18 protein-coding genes are annotated in these 22,187 nt (G+C 43.5%); 3 read left to right on the forward strand and 15 right to left on the reverse strand.

The features are described 5' to 3' along the window. Positions 1 to 3: 3 nt before the first annotated feature. The gene (locus tag ACYVRH_RS03280) at positions 4 to 2,091 is read right to left on the reverse strand and encodes a [Fe-Fe] hydrogenase large subunit C-terminal domain-containing protein (protein ID WP_461255504.1); all 2,088 of its coding nucleotides are present in this window, start codon (positions 2,089 to 2,091) and stop codon (positions 4 to 6) included. Between the two features lie 174 nt (positions 2,092 to 2,265). Here ACYVRH_RS03280 and pheS point away from each other — a divergent pair, with 174 nt between their 5' ends. After that, positions 2,266 to 3,927, forward strand: a complete 1,662-nt coding sequence (pheS, locus tag ACYVRH_RS03285) for a phenylalanine--tRNA ligase subunit alpha (protein ID WP_461255572.1) — start codon at positions 2,266 to 2,268, stop codon at positions 3,925 to 3,927. 1 nt (position 3,928) lies between these two features. Here the strand turns inward: pheS and ACYVRH_RS03290 are convergent, their stop codons facing one another. The 12 genes from ACYVRH_RS03290 to ACYVRH_RS03345 all read right to left on the reverse strand — a co-directional run bounded on the left by ACYVRH_RS03290 (position 3,929) and on the right by ACYVRH_RS03345 (position 18,686). Then, on the reverse strand, positions 3,929 to 5,071 hold the full coding sequence (locus ACYVRH_RS03290; RefSeq protein WP_461255505.1) for a protein-glutamate methylesterase/protein-glutamine glutaminase: 1,143 nt from the start codon (positions 5,069 to 5,071) through the stop codon (positions 3,929 to 3,931). Between the two features lie 11 nt (positions 5,072 to 5,082). Continuing rightward, the gene (locus tag ACYVRH_RS03295; RefSeq protein WP_461255506.1) at positions 5,083 to 5,901 is read right to left on the reverse strand and encodes a CheR family methyltransferase; all 819 of its coding nucleotides are present in this window, start codon (positions 5,899 to 5,901) and stop codon (positions 5,083 to 5,085) included. Positions 5,902 to 6,176: 275 nt separating this feature from the next. Next, the gene (locus ACYVRH_RS03300) at positions 6,177 to 8,000 is read right to left on the reverse strand and encodes a methyl-accepting chemotaxis protein (protein ID WP_461255507.1); all 1,824 of its coding nucleotides are present in this window, start codon (positions 7,998 to 8,000) and stop codon (positions 6,177 to 6,179) included. 94 nt (positions 8,001 to 8,094) lie between these two features. Beyond that, the gene (locus ACYVRH_RS03305) at positions 8,095 to 9,000 is read right to left on the reverse strand and encodes a polysaccharide deacetylase family protein (RefSeq protein ID WP_461255508.1); all 906 of its coding nucleotides are present in this window, start codon (positions 8,998 to 9,000) and stop codon (positions 8,095 to 8,097) included. Positions 9,001 to 9,079: 79 nt separating this feature from the next. Beyond that, positions 9,080 to 10,798 carry an AMP-binding protein gene (locus tag ACYVRH_RS03310; RefSeq protein ID WP_461255509.1) on the reverse strand — a complete coding sequence of 573 codons (1,719 nt, stop codon included), beginning with the start codon at positions 10,796 to 10,798 and terminating at the stop codon, positions 9,080 to 9,082. A gap of 15 nt (positions 10,799 to 10,813) precedes the next feature. Continuing rightward, positions 10,814 to 11,368, reverse strand: a complete 555-nt coding sequence (locus tag ACYVRH_RS03315) for a helix-turn-helix domain-containing protein (RefSeq protein ID WP_461255510.1) — start codon at positions 11,366 to 11,368, stop codon at positions 10,814 to 10,816. Between the two features lie 136 nt (positions 11,369 to 11,504). Next, positions 11,505 to 12,305 (reverse strand): hypothetical protein, encoded by an 801-nt coding sequence (locus ACYVRH_RS03320; RefSeq protein WP_461255511.1) that lies wholly within the window; start codon positions 12,303 to 12,305, stop codon positions 11,505 to 11,507. A gap of 10 nt (positions 12,306 to 12,315) precedes the next feature. Further along, complete coding sequence (locus tag ACYVRH_RS03325; protein WP_461255512.1) at positions 12,316 to 14,760, reverse strand: ATP-dependent helicase; 2,445 nt, start codon at positions 14,758 to 14,760, stop codon at positions 12,316 to 12,318. A 59-nt stretch (positions 14,761 to 14,819) separates the two neighbouring features. Continuing rightward, the gene (locus ACYVRH_RS03330; RefSeq protein WP_461255513.1) at positions 14,820 to 15,869 is read right to left on the reverse strand and encodes a hypothetical protein; all 1,050 of its coding nucleotides are present in this window, start codon (positions 15,867 to 15,869) and stop codon (positions 14,820 to 14,822) included. 15 nt (positions 15,870 to 15,884) lie between these two features. Beyond that, positions 15,885 to 16,541, reverse strand: coding sequence for a FecR family protein (locus ACYVRH_RS03335; protein WP_461255514.1), 657 nt, complete (start codon positions 16,539 to 16,541; stop codon positions 15,885 to 15,887). A 13-nt stretch (positions 16,542 to 16,554) separates the two neighbouring features. Continuing rightward, entirely contained in the window at positions 16,555 to 17,778 is a 1,224-nt protein-coding gene (locus tag ACYVRH_RS03340) for a hypothetical protein (protein ID WP_461255515.1), read from the reverse strand. Beyond that, the gene (locus tag ACYVRH_RS03345) at positions 17,778 to 18,686 is read right to left on the reverse strand and encodes an OmpA family protein (RefSeq protein WP_461255516.1); all 909 of its coding nucleotides are present in this window, start codon (positions 18,684 to 18,686) and stop codon (positions 17,778 to 17,780) included. The genes ACYVRH_RS03340 and ACYVRH_RS03345 overlap by 1 nt, the downstream gene beginning before the upstream one ends. 105 nt (positions 18,687 to 18,791) lie before the next feature. Here ACYVRH_RS03345 and ACYVRH_RS03350 point away from each other — a divergent pair, with 105 nt between their 5' ends. After that, positions 18,792 to 18,983 (forward strand): hypothetical protein, encoded by a 192-nt coding sequence (locus tag ACYVRH_RS03350; protein WP_461255517.1) that lies wholly within the window; start codon positions 18,792 to 18,794, stop codon positions 18,981 to 18,983. Beyond that, positions 18,983 to 19,327, forward strand: a complete 345-nt coding sequence (locus tag ACYVRH_RS03355; RefSeq protein WP_461255518.1) for a type II toxin-antitoxin system PemK/MazF family toxin — start codon at positions 18,983 to 18,985, stop codon at positions 19,325 to 19,327. The genes ACYVRH_RS03350 and ACYVRH_RS03355 overlap by 1 nt, the downstream gene beginning before the upstream one ends. A gap of 187 nt (positions 19,328 to 19,514) precedes the next feature. Here the strand turns inward: ACYVRH_RS03355 and ACYVRH_RS03360 are convergent, their stop codons facing one another. Then, complete coding sequence (locus ACYVRH_RS03360) at positions 19,515 to 20,690, reverse strand: leucine-rich repeat protein (protein WP_461255519.1); 1,176 nt, start codon at positions 20,688 to 20,690, stop codon at positions 19,515 to 19,517. 56 nt (positions 20,691 to 20,746) lie between these two features. Next, the gene (locus ACYVRH_RS03365) at positions 20,747 to 22,129 is read right to left on the reverse strand and encodes a leucine-rich repeat protein (RefSeq protein WP_461255520.1); all 1,383 of its coding nucleotides are present in this window, start codon (positions 22,127 to 22,129) and stop codon (positions 20,747 to 20,749) included. Positions 22,130 to 22,187 lie beyond the last annotated feature (58 nt).

The raw sequence follows: 22,187 nt of genomic DNA on the forward strand, positions 1-22,187 counted from the left end.
AATTTATCTATGGTCAGCCTCATGCCGATCCGCTATCGAAGCTAACTCATGCATCTGGTCGCGTAATTGATTTGTCATTGCAATCATTTTATCGTAGTCAGTTTTTACGAAGTTGCTGATGTCGCGCAGATCACAAAGGGCGTCTGTTATATCTCCGCTTTGGGAGGACAGTTCATTGAAGGTGTTTATCAGCTTAGTCATAGTATCAGCAAAGTCGTTTATCGCCGTGGACATTTCGGTAATTCTGGTACCGGTATCGCCCGATTGTTTTGATGTTTTAGAGATGCCGTCTATGATGTTTTTTAACGTCTGCGATATGTTACGCGAATTTTCCCTTGTACTCACGGAAAGATGGCGGATTTCGTTTGCTACTACGGCAAAACCCCTTCCCGCTTCTCCGGCATGAGCGGCCTCAATTGCCGCATTCATGGAAAGCAAGTTTGTATTGGCGGCAATTGCGCTGATAATTTTAATTGCGGACACTATGCCGTCAACTGATTGGGAAATGCCCTGTATTGATTGTATTGTCTCCTGCATGGATGTTTGGCTTTTTGAAGTGTTTTCTATCAAATCTTTTATGTCTTCACGTTTTTGCCGTGAAAGGTCAGAAGTAGTCATTAACGAATTAACCATTACTTCAGTTTTTTTAGAAGATTCATCTACGGATTTGGATTGAGAATCTATGTTTTGATACAAATTGTGTACAATTTCCACTATGCCATCGATAAGAAGGGTTGCGTTGTTTATATGTTCGGTAAGCAGCTTGTTTAATTCCGCCGTATTCACTTCATCCTTGAGCCGTTCAAGTATGTAGTGGGCGCAGTTATCCGGTTTATTAAGACCGTTAAAAATAGCCCTTGCCATAGATTGGCATTTTCCGTATCCGCAACTTGTACAATCGTATATATCCTTTTCACTGAATTTTCTCATGCTTTTATAAACTTCTTTTAGCTCTTCATCATTTGGTTTTTTAATTGTATAGTTATCGGATAAATCCCTGTAAGTTCTATCGTATAAATTTTTCTTCCAGTACTGATTTAAAACTTTATGATATTTATTATATTCCGATTCTCCTTTTTCAGAATGATGATATTTTTCCAGCCTTGCTATGCGTTTGCGGACCGGGTTTTCTATAACAGCCATTGGTTGTTTGCTATTCCCTGTTCCGGGGCCGCCATTACAGCCTTTTTCGCAATTCAGGCAGTCTATCAATAACGGTAATTCAATATCATCTTTCAGATGTTCAGAGATTTCTTTTAAGTACGGATATATTGTGTGAACTCCTTCTGTCTTTAGAGTTTTCCGCCTGATACCCGGAACAAATCGTTCTGCGGTATCCAGCAAACCGCCCGGAGTGGAAAAACCTACAGCGCGTTCAGCGCGCGGACCTATATAAAAAGTTTCAGGGAAGGAAGAAATATCGATATTATTCTTTTCAATATAATTTTTCAAAGCATACATTGTAACGTTGTAATCTCCCATTTTTGTTTCATCAAATTCACGCCGTTTGGCGATACATGGGGAAATAACGGCAACTTTATAATTTTTGTAATCGGGATAATATTCACGAATCATTTTTATAGTATGCATCATGGGACTGTCCGCCGGCGCAAGATAGGGCAGTAATTCAGGATGATAAATCTGAATATAGCTGACAATCGCGGGGCATGGCTGGGCAATTACCGTTCTGGGATTTTTTGCTTTAATGTAATTAAGGTATGAAATAACGGTTAATTCGGCGCCGAAACTTACGTCAAAAGTATCTACGCCGAGGGATTTAAGCCATCCGTTTAAATTAAGATATTTTTCCGGAAAAACCGACGCGACAGCAGGGGCCACGACGGCAACCATCTTTTGTCCCTGTTTAAGATCGCTAAAGAAATGAGGAGTATCGTCAACTAATTTTCTTGCGCTGTGCGAGCATACCAAAATACAATTTCCGCACCCTATGCAAATGTCAGGGTTTATAGACAGTTTATCGCCTGACCCATCCATGCAGAATTTCACAGGACACCCTGTGATACATGCGTAACAATTTATACATTTATCGCTATCAATTTGAATGACAGGCGTTAGCAGTGACTTTCCCATGTTGTCACCTCCATGAACAAATGAAAATATGCAAATATTATACTATAAAATAAAAGTAATTTCATGATTTTTTTTGATTTTTCGCGAATTTTGTTTTTTCTTTAACGGTTTCGTCTATTGACCGCCCACATAATTTTTGATAATTTTTATATATAAATTGAGGTAATTATGCCAATAGATATTAAAAATATTGTAAAAAATTTACATCCGCTGGAAGTACGGATACTCCTTAATTATAAAAAAGGAGATGAACTTACAATAGAAAAGGTTGAGCAGGAACTGGGATTTAAGCCCGGAAACGGAAATCAAGCACTTTCCTGGCTTGCCGGCAAGGGGCTGGTAAGTGAAATCCGGCATGAAACTGCGGTGTTTTTTGAATTGACGGAACTTGGAAAAGTATGGAAAGAGAAAGGCAGCCCCGAAGAGCGCATTGTTGAACTTGTAAAAACAAAGAGCGGAAAACTTAAATTGCCCGATATTGCGAAGGCGCTTAATATTGAAAATAAAGACATTGGGAGCGCATTTGGAAGCCTTTCTAAACTTGGCATACTTGCAATGGACGGCGATAAAAATGTAATTATGTCGAAAGAGCCGTCTGCTGATCAATTTGCCGTACTTCGCGGTTTGCTGGAAAAAGGCTTAAAAGGCGCAATTGCTGAAAGCTCTTTAAATGCGGCTGAAAAAAACGCCATGTCCGGCATCGCGAAAAAACGCGGCGCGGCAGATGCGCCGTTCCGCCAGATAGACCGTGAAACGGTCTACTTTGGATTTACAACAGCGGAGGGCGGACAAGTTCCCGCCATCGAAGCGGCGCAGGCCCTAAAAGCGGCTGGAATCACAGGCGATGAAATTGGCTCCTTGACCCAATCAATGCTTGAGGATGGCAGTTGGAAGGGAAAGACATTCCGCTCTTACAATGTTAAAACGCCGCCTGTTCGCCTAACGCCGGGCAGAAGTAACCCCTACGCTAAATTTTTAGAAAATGTAAAAGATAAACTTACTTCCCTGGGTTTTGAAGAATTTGACGGCCCGTTAGTTGAGACTGAATTCTGGAATTCGGACGCTCTTTTTATGCCGCAGTTTCATTCAGCCCGCGACATTCACGACGCGTACAGCGTCGCCGATCCCGCTAACAAAGACGGGGTTGCCGGCAATTCTGCAAGCGAGATAACTGGCAATTCCGTAAACGGGATTGCTGGCAATTCTGCAAGCAGAATTGCCTTGGCAAAATCAATCAGCGAACCGTGGCTTTCCAATGTCGCGTCCGCTCATGAAAACGGAGGCACAACGGGCAGCCGAGGCTGGAACTACAGTTTTGACCGTGATTTTACAAAGAGGCTTATCCTGCGTTCTCAGGGGACTGTGCTTTCCGCGAAACAACTGCCAACGGCGAAAATCCCCGGCAAATACTTTGGTATTGTGCGTTGTTTCCGCTACGACCGCGTAGATGCGACCCATCTGCCCGACTTTTATCAAACCGAAGGCATTGTGTTAGGTGAAAACGTCAACCTTCGCACGCTTTTGGGAATGTTGGAAATGTTTGCCCTCGAAGTCGCCGGAGCGAAAGAAGTTAAATACGTTCCCGGCTACTTCCCGTTCACGGAGCCGTCCGTTGAAGTGCATATCAAACACCCGGTACTTGGCTGGTTCGAGCTTGGCGGTTCCGGCATTTTCCGCCCTGAGGTAACTTCCAGTCTTGGAGTGAACGTCCCTGTCGCAGCATGGGGCATAGGCATAGACCGCATGGCGCTAATGGCGTTGGGATTAAATGATCTTCGAGAATTATTCAGCAGTGATATTGAAAATGTAAGGCTAAGAAGAGCGAAAGCTAGTTAATTTAACGCTGCTGTTTTGCAACATCGCAGATGCGGCGAGCCATATTATTCAAAGGAACCTGTTCCATAACATGACCCAATTCATAAGCGACACGGGGCATTCCGTAAACTACAGCGCTGGCTTCATCCTGACCGAGTGTCATGCCGCCTTCTTTGTAAATAGTGCCAAGGTGCTGCGCCCCATCGCGTCCCATGCCCGTCATGATTACTCCGAGCGCGTGATTTGTAAACGCCATTGCAACAGATGCGAAAAGCACGTCTGCGGAAGGCCTGTGGCCTGAAACCTGCGGAGAGTCGGAAAGACGGGCAACCGCGTTGCCGTATCCCTTTTTTTCTACTTCAAGATGTTTGTTGCCCTGCGCGATAAGGATTCTGCCTGGTTTTATTTCATCGCCGTCTTCCGCTTCTTTTACATCCAATGGGCAAATACGGTCAAGACTCTTTGCAAATTCATTTGTAAATCCTGCCGGCATGTGCTGTACTACGACAATTGGCACTTTTAAATCGGCATCTATATTGGAGAAAACTACGCGTAACGCGTCAGGTCCCCCTGTGCTGATACCGATAGCTATAATTTCAGTGTTAGCCGGATAACGCGCTCTGACAGGAGGTTGGGCGGGAGCGGCAGGCGCCTGGACTGCCATTTTAAAATAAGTAGCCACATCTGAATTTTTTGCGGCTGGAGTTTTTGGCTCATATTCCGAGGGGGTAAGTACTTTTTTACCCTGCGATCTGCGGTATGACCCGCCATAACCTAAAAGCTTGCTTACAAGAGTGTCTCTTACTACATGAATGTCCTCGGATACGGAGCCTGAAGGCTTTTGTATAAAGTCGCTTGCGCCGAGAGAGAGAGCTTCCATTGTTATTTCCGCGCCTCGTGAAGCAATGGAAGAAAGTATTACAACGGGAATTTCAATTCCTAATTTTTTTCGTTCTTTTAAAAATTCAATACCGTTCATTTCCGGCATTTCAAGGTCAAGGCAAATAACATCAGGATTAACACGGGGTATCTTTTGAAGGGCAAAACGGCCATTCATGGCTTTTTCGGCAACAACTAAGCCCGGCGTATCTTCGATCATGTGTCCGATTAAATTTCGCATTAGCGCTGAGTCATCAACAATCAAAACGGATATTTCATCTGCCATCTAACTTTCTCCTAGACTTTTTTACAATATAAAGTTGCCCATTCGGTCTTTAAAAACTCAAACTTTGTATTCATCCCAAACAGTGACTCAGAATGACCAATAAACAGGAAAGACCTGGATGCCATAGAATCCCAGAAACGGTTCATAACCGCAGTTTGAGCCGCTTCATCAAAATAAATAATTACATTACGACAGAAAACAATGTCAAGGTTTCTTTGCTGGGAGTCGTTTTTCAGGTTGTGATAGTCAAATTTGATTTTTGCTTGAATATCAGGATGTATCTTAAATCCGCCGTCTACTTTGTCAAAATATTTTGCAAGGTAGTTATCGGGGATGCCAACGATCCTGCTTTCGGCATAGAAACCTTCTTTTGCCGTCATTAAACATTTAAGTGAAATATCGCTTGCAAGAATCTCAAAATTCCAAGCTTTTGGGAGAACTTCGCTTAATAACATGGCGATAGTGTATGGTTCTTCTCCTGTAGAGCATCCGGCGCTCCATATCCTGATTGTTCCCGGAGTTTTTTTGATATTGTTCATCAATTCCGGAAGAACATATTTTTCCAGCGCGTCAAAATGCGCTTGATTTCTGAAAAACCGAGTCAGATTGGTTGTGATAGAATCCAAAAAACCGTTTAATTCCTCTTTGCTCGATTTTATTGTATCAAGATATGAAGAAACGGAAGTAATGTTTTTTTCGCGTAACCGTTCTTTTAACCTGCTTTCCAATATTGAACGGTTTGTAGATGTGAATGTTATACCGCTTTCCCTGTAGATAAGGTCGCGATACAGTTCAAAATTAACATCATTAAGAAATTCTATTTCAGCCATATTTATATAATAAGTTACTATTTAATAACTGTCAATTGGTAATGGTCAAAATTATACATAATAAGTGAAAATTTAAAATGACAAGAAAAATTTACTTCTTATTTGCCAAATTGATTTTTATGTTTTTTATTGATTTTTGGGCATTTTATCGGTTTTTTCATTGCTATTTTCTTCTTTATTTGGCAATAATGGCTAAATTTTGCAAAATTTTGCTTTTCAGACCGAATTAGGTGTTGTCAAAGGCAAAATTTCCATGTTTTTTCGCAAAAAATGGCTCAATTTACCTTAAATTTTGAAACTTCACTGAATAAGGTGTCAATACAGTCTTTGTTTGTTTTGCTTATCACTTCAACTTGACTTACGGAGGAATTTATCTTTTCCGCGCCGTTTACAATTTCGTTCATGTCGGTAGAGATTTCCACAGTCACTTTTTCAAGATTTCTGCTTTCCATAATGACTTCTTTACTGCCATCCAGCATCTCCGTCGAACCGCGCTTAACCATTTGGGTTAATTCCTTCAACTTGCTTACGGCTTCATGTATCTGCTTACTGCCGCGTCCCTGCTCTTCCATTGCGGTGTAAATATTGGTTTCCTGCTCCGAAACGGCGCGTACCTTTTCGTCAACATCATTAAAATTATCAAGCGCGGTGTTAGTTGAACCGGTGATGGTTTCTATTGAGATTTTTATTTTTTTGAGTACGTCAGAAATTGTTTTTGACTGTTGGGCGGCGCTCTCCGCCAATTTGCGTATTTCTCCGGCAACTACGGCAAAACCTTTCCCCGCTTCTCCGGCATGGGCGGCTTCGATTGCCGCGTTCATCGAAAGAAGATTTGTCTGGCTGGAAATGTTTTCCATTACCGAGTTGATTTGCATCAGCCCCTCAGATTCTTTGGCGATTTCCTGAATATCCTGCGTAACTTTTTGCAGGCTGGTTCGTCCGTGATCCGATACTTTGATTAACTCCTGCACGCTTTGCGCGTTACGTCCCAAAGTTTGAGTAACGTTCTCTATACTGGCAAGCATTTCTTCTATTGCGGAAGAAGACATGGACACGCTTTCAGTTTGAGCTTCAACGTTTTTATCAAGCTTGTCAATGTTAGCTGTCACATTATTCATTGTCGCGCCGGTTTGTGAAACTGAAGCGGACTGGCTGGTTATTTTTTGTTTGATAGCTTCGATATGGGCTGTAATATGATGTATTGCCCCCACAGTCTCCTGCATATTTGAGGCCAGATTGCCGCCTACACTATGAAGATTTGACGTTTCTCCCTTGATGACGACGATAAGATTGCGTATCTTATCAAGCGTCATATTAAAATAAGTCGCCAATTCCTGAATTTCATCATTCCGGTGAATATTGATCCGTTTAGTTAAGTCTCCTTCGCCAAGCGATATTTCTTTCAGAATAGCATTGATATTGTTAATTGGCGTAAATATCATCCGCATGAAAAACACCGCAAGCGCAATGCCAATGATAATGGAAATTCCGCCGATAATTGACTGTTGCTTTATTTCTAAAACAATTGAGTTGTGAAGACTCGTTCCGTTAAAGTCGCATCCCGCGATTCCTACTACCTTTCCTGAAGAATTTTTAATAGGGGAGTAAATTGAAACTATCCAGCCCCATTCACCTTGATCCACCAACTCGCTACATTCAGTTTTTCCTGAAATCATGACCCGCCTGAACGCTCCGTCATAATCGCTGGTATCTTCTTTGTCCCCAATTTCAGAAAAGTTATCTTCATCGTCCGGCTCAGAACTGCCGTCAATGATATATTGCCAAGTGTCACCCTCTACCTGAGACATGGTATACAGGTATAGACAGCCTGACAATTCTTTAATCTCCAAGAGCTTAATTCTGGTTTCTTCATAAAAAGGATCGTTTTTATCCAATGATTTGACTAGAGTATCAAATGAGTCACCGTTAACAATGGAAACCGCTTTCTCCACTATGGCAATACCTTGAGCGGAAAAAACCTCCGATGCCGCTTTTGTTGTTTGACGTATTCCCAATAAGGACAATGAAACGCTCAGAACAACTATAAAAACAGAAAAAATAAAAGCAAACCGAAACCGGAGTGAATGGAATAATTTCATAGATCTTCTCCATTAATAAAAAACATACTTAATTTTACAGCTAAACCAGTCCAATAATATTGGTCAAGATTAAAGAAAAACAGTTAATATTATACTAATTTATTGAGTTGTAACGTTTTCCTGCTTCTAAAGGTTTTTCTTTTACTGTGGCAAGTTGGCCAACTGTCATAATCCAGAAACCCTTCTCCCTAAGACCGTTGATAATATCAGGCAGAGCGCTAAACGTATCGCCTTTGGAAGTATTGTTGTCATGTAAAAGAATAATGCCGCCATCCTGCGGATTAGCAAGAACGCTGTCTTTTATTGATGTCGGCGTATGGCCGGTTCCGTCCCAGTCGTTGTGAACATTTCCGTCGATTAGAGCCATGCCCCTATCCTCGCAAACCTTTGATAAATTTGTTCCGTGGTTTAAATTGGGAGCGCGGAACAAGCAGGGATATTTTCCGGTTATTCCCTTGATTGCCAGCGAAGCCGCGTCAAGGTTTGCGGCAATGTCGCTTGTTGACGATCCGCCCAGACTGCCGTAACCATCTGAATGATTGCCTAATTCGTGTCCGGCGTTAAAAATTGCCTGCGCGACGGTTTTGTTTGAGCGGACATTCTGCCCTATTACAAAAAAAGTAGCCTTAACTTTTAATACATCAAGTTTTGCAAGCATGGCGGCAGTTCCGCCATTGTTGGATGGAGAACAGGGACCGTCGTCAAAACTTATGGCAATGTATTTGGTTGGTTTTACACTGTATCCGTACTCCTGCCATTTTGCTTTAATTTCCGCCTCAATATCTGCTTTTGAATAATCGTATTTCATAATTTCGTTTCCGTGCTCGTCCAGCCATGTTTGGGGAACATTTTCATTATTACCGCCGTTATCTGTATTACTACCATTGTCCGTATTACCGCCATTATCTTCATTACTACCGTTATCTGAAACGCATCCTGTTATCAGAATAACTGCCGCAAAAACAATTACCGCAAATAATTTTACGCCATTAATTTTCATTTTTTTCTCCGTATATTTAAATAATACTTAAATACCGGCTTGCGGTTTGGCATTATGTTGCTTTTTAACGGTGATAATTCTAAATATCGGTCTCCGTCGCAGGTTTGCCCATGTCCCTGTTGCGTATTTCCGCGCGGCGAATTTTTCCGTTAATGGTTTTGGGCAGTTCGCTGACAAACTCAATAACTCTTGGGTACTTATACGGCGCAGTGTTCTTTTTTACAAAGTCCTGCAATTCCTTTTTGAGCGCGTCAGAGGCTTGGTAATTTTTTGCAAGCACTACTGTCGCTTTTACGTTAAAGCCGCGTATCGGATCGGGTATGCCTGTTACCGCAGTTTCGGCTACAGCGGGATGTTTTAATAATACGCTTTCCACTTCAAACGGCCCAATGCGGTAGCCTGACGATTTAATAACATCATCGTTGCGCCCCACATACCACAGATAACCCTGCTCATCGTAATAGGCAAGATCGCCCGTGTGGAAGTACCCGTCATGCCATGCCTTGTCTGTTGCTTCATCATTTTTGTAGTAACCCATAAACAGGCCGACCGGACGGCGGATGACTCCCGGTTTTGGGTGCTCGGCTTTCATGCAGATTTCGCCTGTTGCGCCCGTGGGGACTTTGTTGCCGTCCGCGTCAAGAAGAGCGATTTCGTAACCGGGGATTTCCATGCCCATCGAACTGGCGTGGGGTTCCGTGAAAGGGTACAGAGTTCCGCAACAGATTGTTGTTTCCGTCTGCCCGAAACCTTCGTAAATGTTGAGCTTCGTCATTGTTTCCCACTTTTTAAACAGATCTTGGCTCAATGCCTCGCCCGCCGCGGTGCAGTGTTTAAGACTGGAAAGATCGTAAGACGGCACGTCTTCGTTCATGATAAAGCGGTACATAGTGGGCGGGGCGCAGAAACTTGTTACGTGATATTTTTCCAGTACTTTTAAAATATCGCGCGCGTTAAATTTTTCAAAGTCGTAGGTTAGTATGGCACATTCACCAAGCCACTGCCCATACATTTTTCCCCACAGCGATTTAAGCCAGCCCGTATCAGAAATGGTAAAGTGAAGGCCGCCCTTTTCTACCCTGTGCCAAAAAACTCCTGTCGCCAAGTGGCCAAGCGGGTAGGTGTAATCATGCGCTACCATTTTAGGATAGCCGGTAGTGCCTGATGAAAAAGACATGATCATTATATCGGTGGCGCAGGTAGCTTCCGCTCCTGTGGGACGTTGCCACACATCGGAGGCGGCTTCCAGTCCCGCTTCAAAATCGAGCCATCCGTCTCCGGCTTTTTTACCTTTGGTTACCGCTTTAATTTTTATCGTCTCATATTCGCTTAACCCGCCGTCAAATGCCTCGGTGCAATTATTGTCTCCCGTGATGACTGCCATTTTGATACCCCCTGAGTTACAGCGGTAAATGTAATCGTCTTTTGTTAAAAGATGAGCCGCCTGAACCGCAACCGCGCCGAGTTTATGCAGACCCATCATGCAGTACCAGAACAGATAGCTTCTTTTGAGTACCAGCATCACAAAATCACCCTTGCGTATTCCGAGAGATTTAAAATAATTCGCCGCTTTATTCGAGTAACGCGCCATGTCAGAGAACGTTATACGCTTTTCTTCGCCTTCGTTGGAAATCCACAGCATACAGAGAGCGTCCGGCTGTTTTTTTGCCAATTCGTCAAGTACGTCATAGGCAAAATTAAAATCATCGTTATAGGTGATCTTGTAGTTTTGCATAATGTCTTCGTAAGATTTAAAGTCATCCCTGTTTTTTCCGGTAAATTTTTCATATATTAGCATAATTAAACTCCATATTTATTTTATTACTACGGCAAGAAATTTTACCGCCTGTCCGCCTGCGGCTTTCATGGCGTGCGGCACGCCCGAATCGAAATACACGCTGTCGCCCTCGTTAAGTTCGTAGATTAAATTGTCAAAGTGAAATTCCATTTTGCCGGAAAGCATATAGTCAAACTCCTGTCCGTCATGCGAGTGCAATGTCGGCACCTCATTTTGTTTTGGCTCTACCGTTACAATGAAAGGTTCGGCTTTTTTATTGCTGAAGGTAAACGCAAGATGTTTATAGTCATAAGCCTTGCGGCGTTCTATGTCGAAACCTTCGCCTTTTCTGACAATGGCGCATTTGGTAAGTTTTGGCGATTCGCCTGAAATAATGTCTACAACGTCCACGCCGAAAATTTGCGCCGCATTTTGTAAAAAGCTGAACGAAAAATCCTTCTGACCGCTTTCGTAGGCCGAATATTCCTCAACGGAAATTTTCAAAGTCTGCGCCATTTCTTTAACAGGAATGTCAAAAATGTCGCGTAACGCCCCAAGCCGGGCGCCGATTTCCTTTAATTGTTCTGTCATAATCTTCCTCCAAAGTAAATGAATTTTTCACATATATTAGGCGAAATCATATTCTTAATATACTATTTCTCAAAAATTATTAACAGTCCTCTTTTTCTGTAAAATCACTCAAAAAGGAGAGATTAGCGGTTTTTGTCTACCCCTCTCCCAACACCGCCGCCAATTTCATCTCTTCTCCGTCAGATAACTCTCCCGGAAGGACAAGTGGAAATGACGGGGCGGGCGGCAATAAAAATCCCGCTTCCATAAATTTTTGAAATAGAGTTGACCAGTTTTCTGTTTGTACTTTTTCTCTCAACTCAAGATAAATGCCGTGCCGTTGCCAGCGGCTTTTTTTTAAAACTTTTTCAACGCGCTGTAATTGAAGGGTTGCCCTATTCGGCGCGGCGAGCAGGTCGTAGATTCCACGTGTTGCGGTTGCAAGCAGTACGGGGGGAAGAATGTCGCTCTGCGGCAGATTGGCAAGTTGGTTTTCAGATTCAGCGGCTGTTACGCACAAGCCAAATGGCAGTCCGCCGCGCCAGAGTTGAATGCCGGAGAGTACGGGGATAAGAATAGGGACATTATCTATCACTGCGAATGGGTCTGCGGGGTTGGTAAAAGGGCGCCAAAGTTTGGCGTTTCCGTTGTTGAAAAGTAGGGATAACTCCTGTGGCGGCGCGGCGTAGAGGCGAAAAACGCGCCCCGGAAAAATTTTTGACAGTGATTTCAGGTAACGGGCTTCGGTGAAGTGGGGGAAGGGCGCATATAGGCCTCGGCTTGCGGTGTTTTTCAGTTCGCGTAAAATGTTTGGCGGAGTGTGACCTAAGACTGCCGCGCCGCCGTTTAGCCAAAGATCGACTAAACGTTTGCCATTGGATAAATAAAGACGGAAGCCCCTTGCGCGAAGAACGGTGGGGATTTTTCTTAATAAATTGAAATCGTCTTTTATTTCCATACTATCTATTTTAGCAATCTTCCCCTATTTTTTCATAGGCTCTGCCCTGATGCTCGCTTAAAAAACGCTTGTCCTGTCCTGAATCAAAACGGACATGCACAATAGGGCCTTCATCACTATCCATTACTCCCATGACCGCGCCATAACCGTGATCTTCGTGAAACAAACGCTGTCCCCTTCGCCACCCGGCGCGTTTTTCAAGTTCGCTATTTGCGCCGCTATTTGCGCCGCTTGCTCTGCTTGCGCCGCTTGCGCGTAAGTTTTGCGGATTAAGCGGGTTAAAATTTCTCCCGATGAATGGTCTTCCGCCTGAGTACTGCGGCGCAACAACGCTTTGCGTTACCTCAATCTCCTTTATTTGCAAATAATTTCTGTCAATCTCGCGCAAAAATAACGATGGCTGCATTTGCGCAGTTTTTCCGTACATTCGACGTTCGGCGCAGGTTGTTAAATAAAGTTCGTCCATGGCGCGGGTGGCTCCTACATAAAAGAGACGGCGCTCTTCTTCAAGCTCGTCATCTTTTTTGTCTTCTCTTGGAAAGATGCCCTGCTCAAGCCCTGTCATTATTACGCGCTTGAATTCCAAACCTTTAGTGTTGTGAAAAGTAATCAGCGTTACGGCATTTTGCACATCGCCGGATTTGTCTGCGTTTGCTTTGTCTTCCATTGAGCGGTCAAGTTCGATGTTCTCAAGGAATTCAGCAAGCCCTTCGTAGGTTTGAGGATAATCGCTTGCCGAATTCACAAGTTCCTGTAAATTGCCAATTTTGTTATTTCCCGTAACGTCATCCTGCGTTCTGTGATATTCGGCAAGGCCGGAATCATTAATTATTTTTGTAACCAGAACCGAAAGTTTATCGCCTGAAATAAGCTCATTTTGTTTTCTTGACGAGCGCTTTTCTGGCAACTGAGTTTCCGCCTTGAGTTTCTTTTTCGCGGATTTTTTTACAGTGAGGTTTTTTGTTTTGTCATTTACAATTTCTTCCAGTGTTTGCGCGGATTGAGCCAACAAATCTTTCGCGTTTTCTTCTTCGAGCGTTTGCGCCGGAGGAGCTAACAATTTTTTAGCGTCTTCAATTACTTTTATAAACTCATTCAAACCTTTACGCGCTTTTGCGGAGCAGTCCAGGGCGCGACTTGAGTCAAGCAAGTTGCCGCCGTATTCGATTGAAGTTTCTGTTATTTTATCAACTGTTACGGCGCCTACGCCTCTTGTGGGTTTGTTTACTACGCGGCGGAAAGCGACTTCATCGCGGGGATTTACAAGAAAAGCTAAAAGCGCAATGGAGTCTTTTATTTCTTCGCGCTCGTAAAATTTTAATGAACCGACAACACGGTAGGGAATGTTTTTTCGCAGGAAATGAGTTTCAAACCCCGCCGATTGCGCGTTGGTGCGGTAAAGGATTGCCCAATCCGACCACGCTGTTTCTTTCTTTTTTACGGAGGCGATGATTTTATCCGCGCAAAAAGACGCTTCCTCGTTTTGGTCGGGAAGGTAGGCAAGTACGGGCAGAGGGCCGTCTCCTTTTTCGGCGCGGAGGGTTTTTCCCAAACGGTCGTGATTGTAATCAACTACTGAGGATGCAACTTTTAAAATGTTAGATGTTGAGCGGTAATTTTGTTCAAGGCGGATAATGTCCGCGCCCGAAAAACGGTCGGGAAACTCAAGTATGTTTTTTACTTCCGCGCCCCGAAAACGGTAAATGGACTGGTCGTCATCGCCTACTACGCAAACATAAGTATCAGCGCCGCATAGTTCTTTTAACAGACTGAACTGCGCCACATTCGCGTCCTGATACTCGTCTACCATTATTGCCCGAAACCGCTCGCGGAAACGCCGCGCCACTTCCGGCTGACTGCGGAGAATCTCAACCGGTTTTTTTATCAAGTCGCCAAAATCGACATTGCCTATCTGCGCCATGCGTTCTTCGTAGCGTTTGTAAATGTCACGGAACCTTTTACTGTGATCGATAATTGCAAGTTCGGGATCGTCGGGGGTGAGAAAATAATCTTTCGCTCTGGAAATGTTATGCGCGTAATGTTTCACGTCGGCTTTAGGCGTGTTTTCCAAAACTGAAGAAAGAAGGGAGACGACATCATCGTCATCGTAAATGACAAAGCCAGAATCAAGACCGGCAAGACTGCCATTGCGCCGAAGGAACCACGCTCCAAAAGAGTGAAAAGTCCGCAGCATCGCGTCCCCCGCGCGTTCGTCAATCTGCTTTGCGCGTTCTGCCATTTCTCTTGCCGCTTTGTTTGTAAATGTTACCGCCAGAATTGAACGCGGATCCATTCCCTTATCCCTGATTAGCCACGCTATCTTTGTAGTGATTACCCTTGTTTTGCCGGAACCCGCGCCCGCCAGTATTAACAGCGGTTTTCCCGCGTGCAGAACGGCGCGGCGTTGTTCGCTGTTGAGCGTGTCAAGATAGGAAGGATAGTCAGCTTCGCGCATTGGCTAATTGTAACAGAAATAAGTTTAAGTGTCAGGCGGATTTTATCGCGTTTTTTGCTTTAATTTTCTTTTTTAAAGAAAACAACATATTTTTCATTTATTGCTCTTGTAGGATAACCATCTTCATCTTGACTGGAAAAATAAGGTTCGTTATAATCACGAGTATAAACAATGCCGCCTTTATAAAAATAAAGTCTATCTTCTTTATAACCGGCTCCTTCGCCAAAAAACCAGTAAATAATCCGTTCGTCATCTGTTTCAATAAAATTTTTGGGTTCAAGATTAATTCGGCTCGCTCTATTAAACAAAACAGTTAAACATTTCAATTCTTTATTATACACAATTTGCAGAGCGTCATCTTGCATATCAAATAAACTTTGGTCTCTGTCAGATTTTATTATTTTGCATGAATCAAAGCCATAATATCCTGTGAAAGTTTCAATATAATCGCTTGTAAACTTACGGACATTATCATTTATAGGATCGTTAAGATTACCGGCAAAGGTATAGGGCATTTCATATTCAAAAGGACCACGCCATGTTTTTTCAGGGGCGTTTTCTAAATATACTATTTGAATTTTTCCTTTTTCTGTTTCTAATTTTGTGCGATTGTGCGCAAAAGTTTTACCATTAAATTGCAGTAAAATTTCTTTTCTTGTAACTATTTCTCCTTTTACTAAATCAATTTCTCTGATATATACATTTTTATCTTTTACGGACAATACAAGGATTTCCGGTGAACGTCCGCCTTGGAACTGCTTTTCTGATTGTTGAATATAATACCCTTGCACCGGTATTATAGCTTCAATTTCTGAAACATTTTCTATACCTGATCCTTGATACCATGGAGGACCACCGATAGCGGAGGCATTCCTACCTGCAAAATCAACCGCGATTTCTGCCGCGACAGTATCATTTTTCATCATTTCTTCGAATGTGTCTTTATCTTCTTTTCTTGGTTTAGCGTCGAGAGTTTCTTCCGCTGTACTCTGTTCGGAAATAGATTCTTCTTTATTTTCAATATTACTGGCGTTATTTTCGTTCTTTTTGCAGGAAAAGAGCAGAATAATTATTAACAGCGGCAGAAAGTATTTTCTTATTATTGCCATATATCAACATTAATCCTACTTCTGAAATTCAAGCTCGAATGTAAATGGCGTATTCGCGGCGGCAGGGCCGGAGGCAGGCATTTCTTTCGCGCTTGTTCCTACGGGGCTTGGCGGCGTTAAGTTTGCGGTTCTTTCGTCTCTTGGCGTTGTAACCTGTCCCGTCTGATCCACGCGGCTGCTTCCGCCGGCGCCGACAAGGACGTTCTGCCCGTTGTTGCCTGAAAAACTGACCGTGCCTTCGTTTACATAAAGGTTATTTGTATCAAATTCAAAACTGGTTCCTCGGACGGACGCAGTTGAAGACGGCGAACTTACCGTTGTCAGCGCTTTTGTTCCGGCGGCAGGCTTTACGTCCACGCGGACCCTTCCCGATTGCAAACTTACATTCAGAGCTTCAGTCTCTTCTGACTTTTGAATTTCCGCTAACGATAAAGCCGTCAACGGGCGTACCGTTATGGTTGTGCCGCCGATTATGACAATCGCGTAACTTTTAAAACCTGTCGATATAATGGTGTCCTTAAAAAGTTTGTCGCCTTTTATCGCAGTTTTAAACGAAGCGTCTTTTGGTTGCTTAATTTCCACCGTGCCGGTAAGCTGGTCGATATACGCGTCCTGAGCGAATACGTACAATCCCGTTAAAACAAAAATTGTTACAAACAGCAATTTTTTCATTTTCTTCCTCCTATTAATATATTGAAAATACCAAATTAAGTTTTATGCGCCATAAAACATCCGCCTCGGGCGCGGCATCGCCTAACGCGGGCATGAATACGCCTGTTCCAAAGTTCAGACGGATTCCCGAAGTTATATTCCATATAAGCCGACCGAATAATTCCGCTCCAAGTAAATGTCCGTTTGAAGTGTCGTCGGTTATGGGATAATATCTGTACGTTCCCAAATCATTTCTGATAAAATACGTAAACGCCGCGTTAGCGGATAATGACTTCGCTATTCTGCCCGAAAAATCAAGTGATATTAGGGACAAGCTGGAAAGTTTCGCTTCCACAAGCTCTCCCTGGGGAACAGTCGTTATGGGCAAAAATGCGCCGATTGATTTATCTTCGCTCACCCCGCTTGAATAGCGCCACGATAATTTTATTTGTTTTTCTAGTTTTGTCGGCATTATGTATGTCAAACCGATATCTGCGGCAAACGCGGGAGTTATATCATCGTTATACTCGATTAATTCAAAACATCCGCCCAAATCGAAAATAAAGGATTTTACCGGAACAGATAATGCGGCTGTCAGATATTGGCTGTTTAACTTTTCATCTCCCGCGTCAAACTGGGTTAATATCGAAGTTTTTAAGCCGAGGAATCCGGCAAGAGCAGGGTGGCTGTATTCAAACGCGGCTAAAACACGCGCAGGAGCGAAGTAGGTATTGGCGAAATCGTCATAGTCAACTTTGTCGTAACTGGATTTCAGTTCGTTAAGCGTCATCGTAATCGCCGCCCTATCCCTGTATAAAAAGCCGGTGTACCATGCTCCGACGCTGATATTCCCGTTACGTGTAATGATCGATGCCTGTGCCCCGTCAAAAAGGCCGCTAGCTGTTATTCCCAAAGGATCATTGTAGAACATACGCCCTATGTTTAAATTTACGTTTCCCAAATTAAAGTTAATATCGGTTCTTGTCAGTTCCGGTATTATCGAAAAAGAATAATCATCGCTAGTAACTTCGTAACTTATCGCGGCTGAAATATACAGGCCGCCCGTCTCCCCAATCGGCGCAGTAAATCTCGGCATTAAAACGCCTGTTATGTCGAAAGCGGTTTTATCAAAATCAAAAGAGGGAGCGTCAATTTCTACGTTCTGGCTGAAAACAAGGCCGAAATCAAAAGCGTTAAGTGAAAACGCGCAAAAGAAAAATGCCGCATACAGAGCGAATGATGTAAATCTCTTTTTCATTATTCATTCTCCAGAATCGTAATTTCTACCCGCCTGTTAAGCGCCATGCCTTCCTGCGTGCTGTTGTCCGCGATAGGCCTTTCAGAGCCGTATCCTTTGACTAGTATTTCATTCGCTTTGCGCGCCCCCAAGCGGACAAGGTAATCCGCTACCGACTGCGCCCGCTCATGAGACGTTTGAAGCCTTTCCTGTTCGGTTCCCGCAAGCGCGGTATGCCCGGCGACAAGAATTTTTCTGCCCGGAATGGATTTGAGTATCCGCGCAATTTCGGCTATTTCCGCTTTTTCTTTTTCCGGCAATTCAGAAGAATTGGCGAGAAACTGTATGTTATTAATGCTGATGGTTACGCCTTCTTTCGTTACGCGAACATTGGTGTCGGCAATTCCCATCGCCTTAATCTGGTCGGATATTTTTTCCGCCGTCATCTCGCGCGAAAACTCCCAGGGGTCGTCTTCAATCTTGTACAAAAGTCGGTTGACGATAAATAACATTCTTTCGCCCGGCACTTTCATGTGAGGATCGCTTCGCCCCTGTATCAGATCCTGAAAAACCATTTCGCGGTAACTGTAATGCGCGTTGTTAAAAATAGCGTACATTGGCCCGCCCTTTAAATTAAAAGCTTTCATTATGAGGAGCGAAAGCGCTTCCAGCGAAATCGCGTCCTGCGCATCCGCTTTTTGGGACAGCCAATTTTTTTCAGCCGCAAAACGCACCGCGTCCTGCCCACTTGTTTTGTCGTAATCGCCCGACACGTCTGCCGCTTCCAATACAAACCGCGCCGCCTGCGCGTAACTCACAGCTTGAGTTTTTAAAAGCGTTTGTATCTCGTCCGCAGTTTGCGCGTGTAACGGCGCATTTAATGCGGCGCAGATGATCAGCAGAAAGATTGTTATGCTTATGTTTTTCAAAGTACGCTCCTTTTTTCTTTTTTCATGCTATATTTTCCCCATCGCACTTCTGCGCCCTTTTCTTACCTATTTGACAAACGCCATTAATTGCCGTATTCTTAAGGTATGCAAAGTGTTGTATTAAATATTTACGATGACAACAAGACCGATACCGTGCTTGGTTTGCTTCGTGATCTGAGTTATGTGGAGGTTCGAGGGGTGGCGGAACCGGGTGATGTATACGCCGGAATTCCCTCAAAACTTGATGATGACCTTTTGAAATCCCAACTTGATGTTCTTGAAAAAGCTGATTGGTAATGCTCAAAGGTGAAATCTGGTGGGCTGTACTGCCCAAGGCGCGCGGGTCGGAACCGGCGAAAATCCGTCCGGTGTTGATTGTCCAAAGCGATACGATGAACCGCAGTTCGGTAAGCACGGTTATGTGCGCCCCTATCACGTCAAACCTTGAACTGGAACACGCGCCGGGAAATTTCCGTCTTGAAAAAGGCGTATCAAAACTGGAAAAAACTTCTGTCGTAAACTTTTCGCAAATCGTTACTGTTGACAAAACATTCATACGTGAATATGTTTGCGCTCTGCCAAAATCATTTTTGGAACGTATCGACCAAAGCTTAAAAACTGTTTTCGACATACAATTTTAATCCTCCTTTTTTTAGTGGTTAGTAAATAGTATATAGTATTTAGTTTTGTTGTTTGTAAGCTGCGCTTGTTATTAACACGCTACTCTTGCAAACTCCGCTCTTCACTATCCACTAACAACTTCTTCCTCTAACGACACAACGAAAAAGCGGTAGCTGTTACGTTGCGTGGGCTACTAATAACTTTTTCTTACTGTTTTGCCCAATCATTGCTTGATGTGCTTGATCTAGTATATGTTCCATCTTTACCTATATTATAGGCAGTTTTTAATGCTTCGCTTCCGGATGTATCTCCAGGAAAGGCCCAAGCACCAATGGTTGTGTCGTTTCTCCCGAATGTTACGCTGGTAAGGCTGGTGCAGTTGTAAAAAGCCTCTTCCCCAATGGTGGTAACGCTATCCGGTATGGTTACGCTGGTAAGATCGGTGCATCCGGAAAAAGCCTCTTCCCCAATGGTGGTAACGCCATTAGTTATAGTTATGTTTGTAAGGCCGGTACAACTGTAAAAAGCATATTTTCCAATGGTGGTAACGCTGCCGGGTATGGCTACGCTTGTAAGGCTGGTGCAATAGGAAAAAGCCCACTTCCCAATGGTAACGTTATTCCCTATTGTTACGCTGGCAAGACTGGTGCAATTGGAAAAAGCCTTATCATCAATGGCAACGTCATTCCCTATAGTTACGCTGGTAAGTTTGCTACACATATAGAAAGCACTTTCCTCAATGGTTGTAACATTATTCGGTAAGGTTATGCCGACAAGCGTGCCACAAGTGTAAAAAGCGCTATTCACAATGATGGTTAGATCACAATCTGTAAGGTCAAGGTTTACATATTTTGAATAAGGGTTTTGCCATAATACGCCGCCAACTCCGCTTATAATTTTACTATTGCCGCCTGTAAGGGTATATGTACCGAGATCGTTAATGTTCAGTTTTACGGTATAGGGCGTTTGGACGGTATTTTCAGGCATGGAAGTAAGCCATTCTTTAAACCCGTCAATGCTATTGCCGGTAAAAGTACTGGCAACCCATTTTGCGTAAAGAGTGATATTGCTGTTAGGTGTGGGCATAGATGTGGTATATGTGGTTCCATTGCCGTCTGCTTGGGTATTCCAACCTAAGAAAATATAGCCCTCTCTGGAAAACCCGTTTCCGCCCGGCAACGTTATAGTGGAACCACTAGTGCCCGACTGTGGATTAGGCACTGTTCCTGTTCCGTTATTAATGTTAAAGGTTACTGTTACGGTGGTACCTCCGCCACCACCGGTGCTGGCGGGGGTGACGGTAATCGTTGCAGAGGCGGTTTTGCCGTCAATGATAACGGTTATGGTTGCTATTCCTTCTTTAACGCCTGTAATTGCGGCCATATTGTCATTAGGATAGATGGAGACAATTCCCTCGGGATATGATGACCATGACGATGTTAATGAGTTGCGCTGGACGGCTCAACTATGGCATTAAGTGATATAGTACTGCCCACTGTCACGGTAGAGGTGTTCTGGTTAAAGGATACGCGGTCAACTAAAGTCCCACTGCTCCCCTGTTTTGTCCATATTGAACCGCCTGATTCTCTGATATAGGTTCCCGCTCCTCCAGTATTAGCGTTGAGATAGGCATTCTTTAAGTTGTCGCCGCCAGCTCCAGTGGAATCTTGCGGAAAGGCATTTTCAAGAAAATTGGAAAGTGTTATGCTGCTTCCTGTTGAAAATGTTACGATGGTAAGTTTGGTACAACCGCTAAAAGCATACGGATAAATGCTGCCAACACTGGCGGGTATGGTTATGCCGGTAAGGCTGGTGCAACCACTAAAAGCATAGTCGCCAATTGTGTAAACAGCAGCAGGTATGGTAACACTGGTAAGGCTGGTGCATTCGGCAAAAACGTAAGTCCCCATGTTATGAACGGTGGAAGGTATGATTACGCTGGTAAGGTTAGTGCAACTTCGAAAAGCGTTAGAATCTATGGCGGGACCAAAGGTGCTTTGTGAAAGGTCAAGGTTGACGTATTTATCAGAGTTTGTCTTTAATACGCTTCCAAGTTCGCTAGGAGAATTTGTACCAGCTATGGGTGGACCGAGATCGCTTATGTTCAGTTTAACGTTATAGGCGGTTCTGGGGGTATTGGGTTGCTGGGCCTCAAACCATTCTTTAAAATCGGCAATGCTGTAAAAGGTATCTGCATCCGGTTCCGAATTATCCCATCTTGCGTAAAGAGTAATACTTTTAGTTATTTCGGCACTAAAATCAAAGATGTCTGTAAGCTCATCGTTCTCATACCATCCGCCAAAAGGAATCTCTCCACAGGTAGGAGAAGTAGGCTTTTCCACTTTGCCGCCTTTGGGTACCGGTTTCTTCAATTCACTTTCCCCATTGGCAAATTTGCCTTCTCCAGCGTCAAATGTTACAATAAGGGCCTCAAACATTTTTATTATTACGTTATTCTGCCCTAATTTTAAAACTACATCCTCGGAGCCTATAGCATAAATATTTTCATTTTCTTCATCATTCAGATAAGAATAAACAGATACATTCCATTTACCTGGCGCTAAATATGCTTCAAAGGTCGTGCCGCCGTTGACACTGAACTCCAGCTTTCCCGCTGTGCTTGCGTTTGTAAATACAATCTCATGTTTAAGCTTCTGATGGGTATCGGTATCATCAGCGGCATAACGTCCCGCGCTGCCGAACGAAATAACGATTTTCGCCGTATCGCCCTGCCATTCGCTTAAACAGCCGGATAAACTTACAATGATAAAAACCGCTATAAGAATCGATAATTTAACTAAAAAATTTTTATATGCCGCCATACTTATTCTCCTTTTATATTAACACCTTTTAATATAACTCAATTTTTTAAAAATAATC

The sequence above is a fragment of the Treponema sp. R80B11-R83G3 genome, assembly GCF_054786115.1.

Excerpts from the sequence above, each read along its gene's own strand:
- ACYVRH_RS03280 (WP_461255504.1), bottom strand. The coding sequence starts at position 2,091 with ATGGGAAAGTCACTGCTAACGCCTGTCATTCAAATTGATAGCGATAAA.
- ACYVRH_RS03290 (WP_461255505.1), bottom strand. The coding sequence starts at position 5,071 with ATGGCAGATGAAATATCCGTTTTGATTGTTGATGACTCAGCGCTAATG.
- ACYVRH_RS03295 (WP_461255506.1), bottom strand. The coding sequence starts at position 5,901 with ATGGCTGAAATAGAATTTCTTAATGATGTTAATTTTGAACTGTATCGC.
- ACYVRH_RS03300 (WP_461255507.1), bottom strand. The coding sequence starts at position 8,000 with ATGAAATTATTCCATTCACTCCGGTTTCGGTTTGCTTTTATTTTTTCT.
- ACYVRH_RS03305 (WP_461255508.1), bottom strand. The coding sequence starts at position 9,000 with ATGAAAATTAATGGCGTAAAATTATTTGCGGTAATTGTTTTTGCGGCA.
- ACYVRH_RS03310 (WP_461255509.1), bottom strand. The coding sequence starts at position 10,798 with ATGCTAATATATGAAAAATTTACCGGAAAAAACAGGGATGACTTTAAA.
- ACYVRH_RS03315 (WP_461255510.1), bottom strand. The coding sequence starts at position 11,368 with ATGACAGAACAATTAAAGGAAATCGGCGCCCGGCTTGGGGCGTTACGC.
- ACYVRH_RS03320 (WP_461255511.1), bottom strand. The coding sequence starts at position 12,305 with ATGGAAATAAAAGACGATTTCAATTTATTAAGAAAAATCCCCACCGTT.
- ACYVRH_RS03325 (WP_461255512.1), bottom strand. The coding sequence starts at position 14,760 with ATGCGCGAAGCTGACTATCCTTCCTATCTTGACACGCTCAACAGCGAA.
- ACYVRH_RS03330 (WP_461255513.1), bottom strand. The coding sequence starts at position 15,869 with ATGGCAATAATAAGAAAATACTTTCTGCCGCTGTTAATAATTATTCTG.
- ACYVRH_RS03335 (WP_461255514.1), bottom strand. The coding sequence starts at position 16,541 with ATGAAAAAATTGCTGTTTGTAACAATTTTTGTTTTAACGGGATTGTAC.
- ACYVRH_RS03340 (WP_461255515.1), bottom strand. The coding sequence starts at position 17,778 with ATGAAAAAGAGATTTACATCATTCGCTCTGTATGCGGCATTTTTCTTT.
- ACYVRH_RS03350 (WP_461255517.1), top strand. The coding sequence starts at position 18,792 with ATGCAAAGTGTTGTATTAAATATTTACGATGACAACAAGACCGATACC.
- ACYVRH_RS03355 (WP_461255518.1), top strand. The coding sequence starts at position 18,983 with ATGCTCAAAGGTGAAATCTGGTGGGCTGTACTGCCCAAGGCGCGCGGG.
- ACYVRH_RS03360 (WP_461255519.1), bottom strand. The coding sequence starts at position 20,690 with ATGGCCGCAATTACAGGCGTTAAAGAAGGAATAGCAACCATAACCGTT.
- ACYVRH_RS03365 (WP_461255520.1), bottom strand. The coding sequence starts at position 22,129 with ATGGCGGCATATAAAAATTTTTTAGTTAAATTATCGATTCTTATAGCG.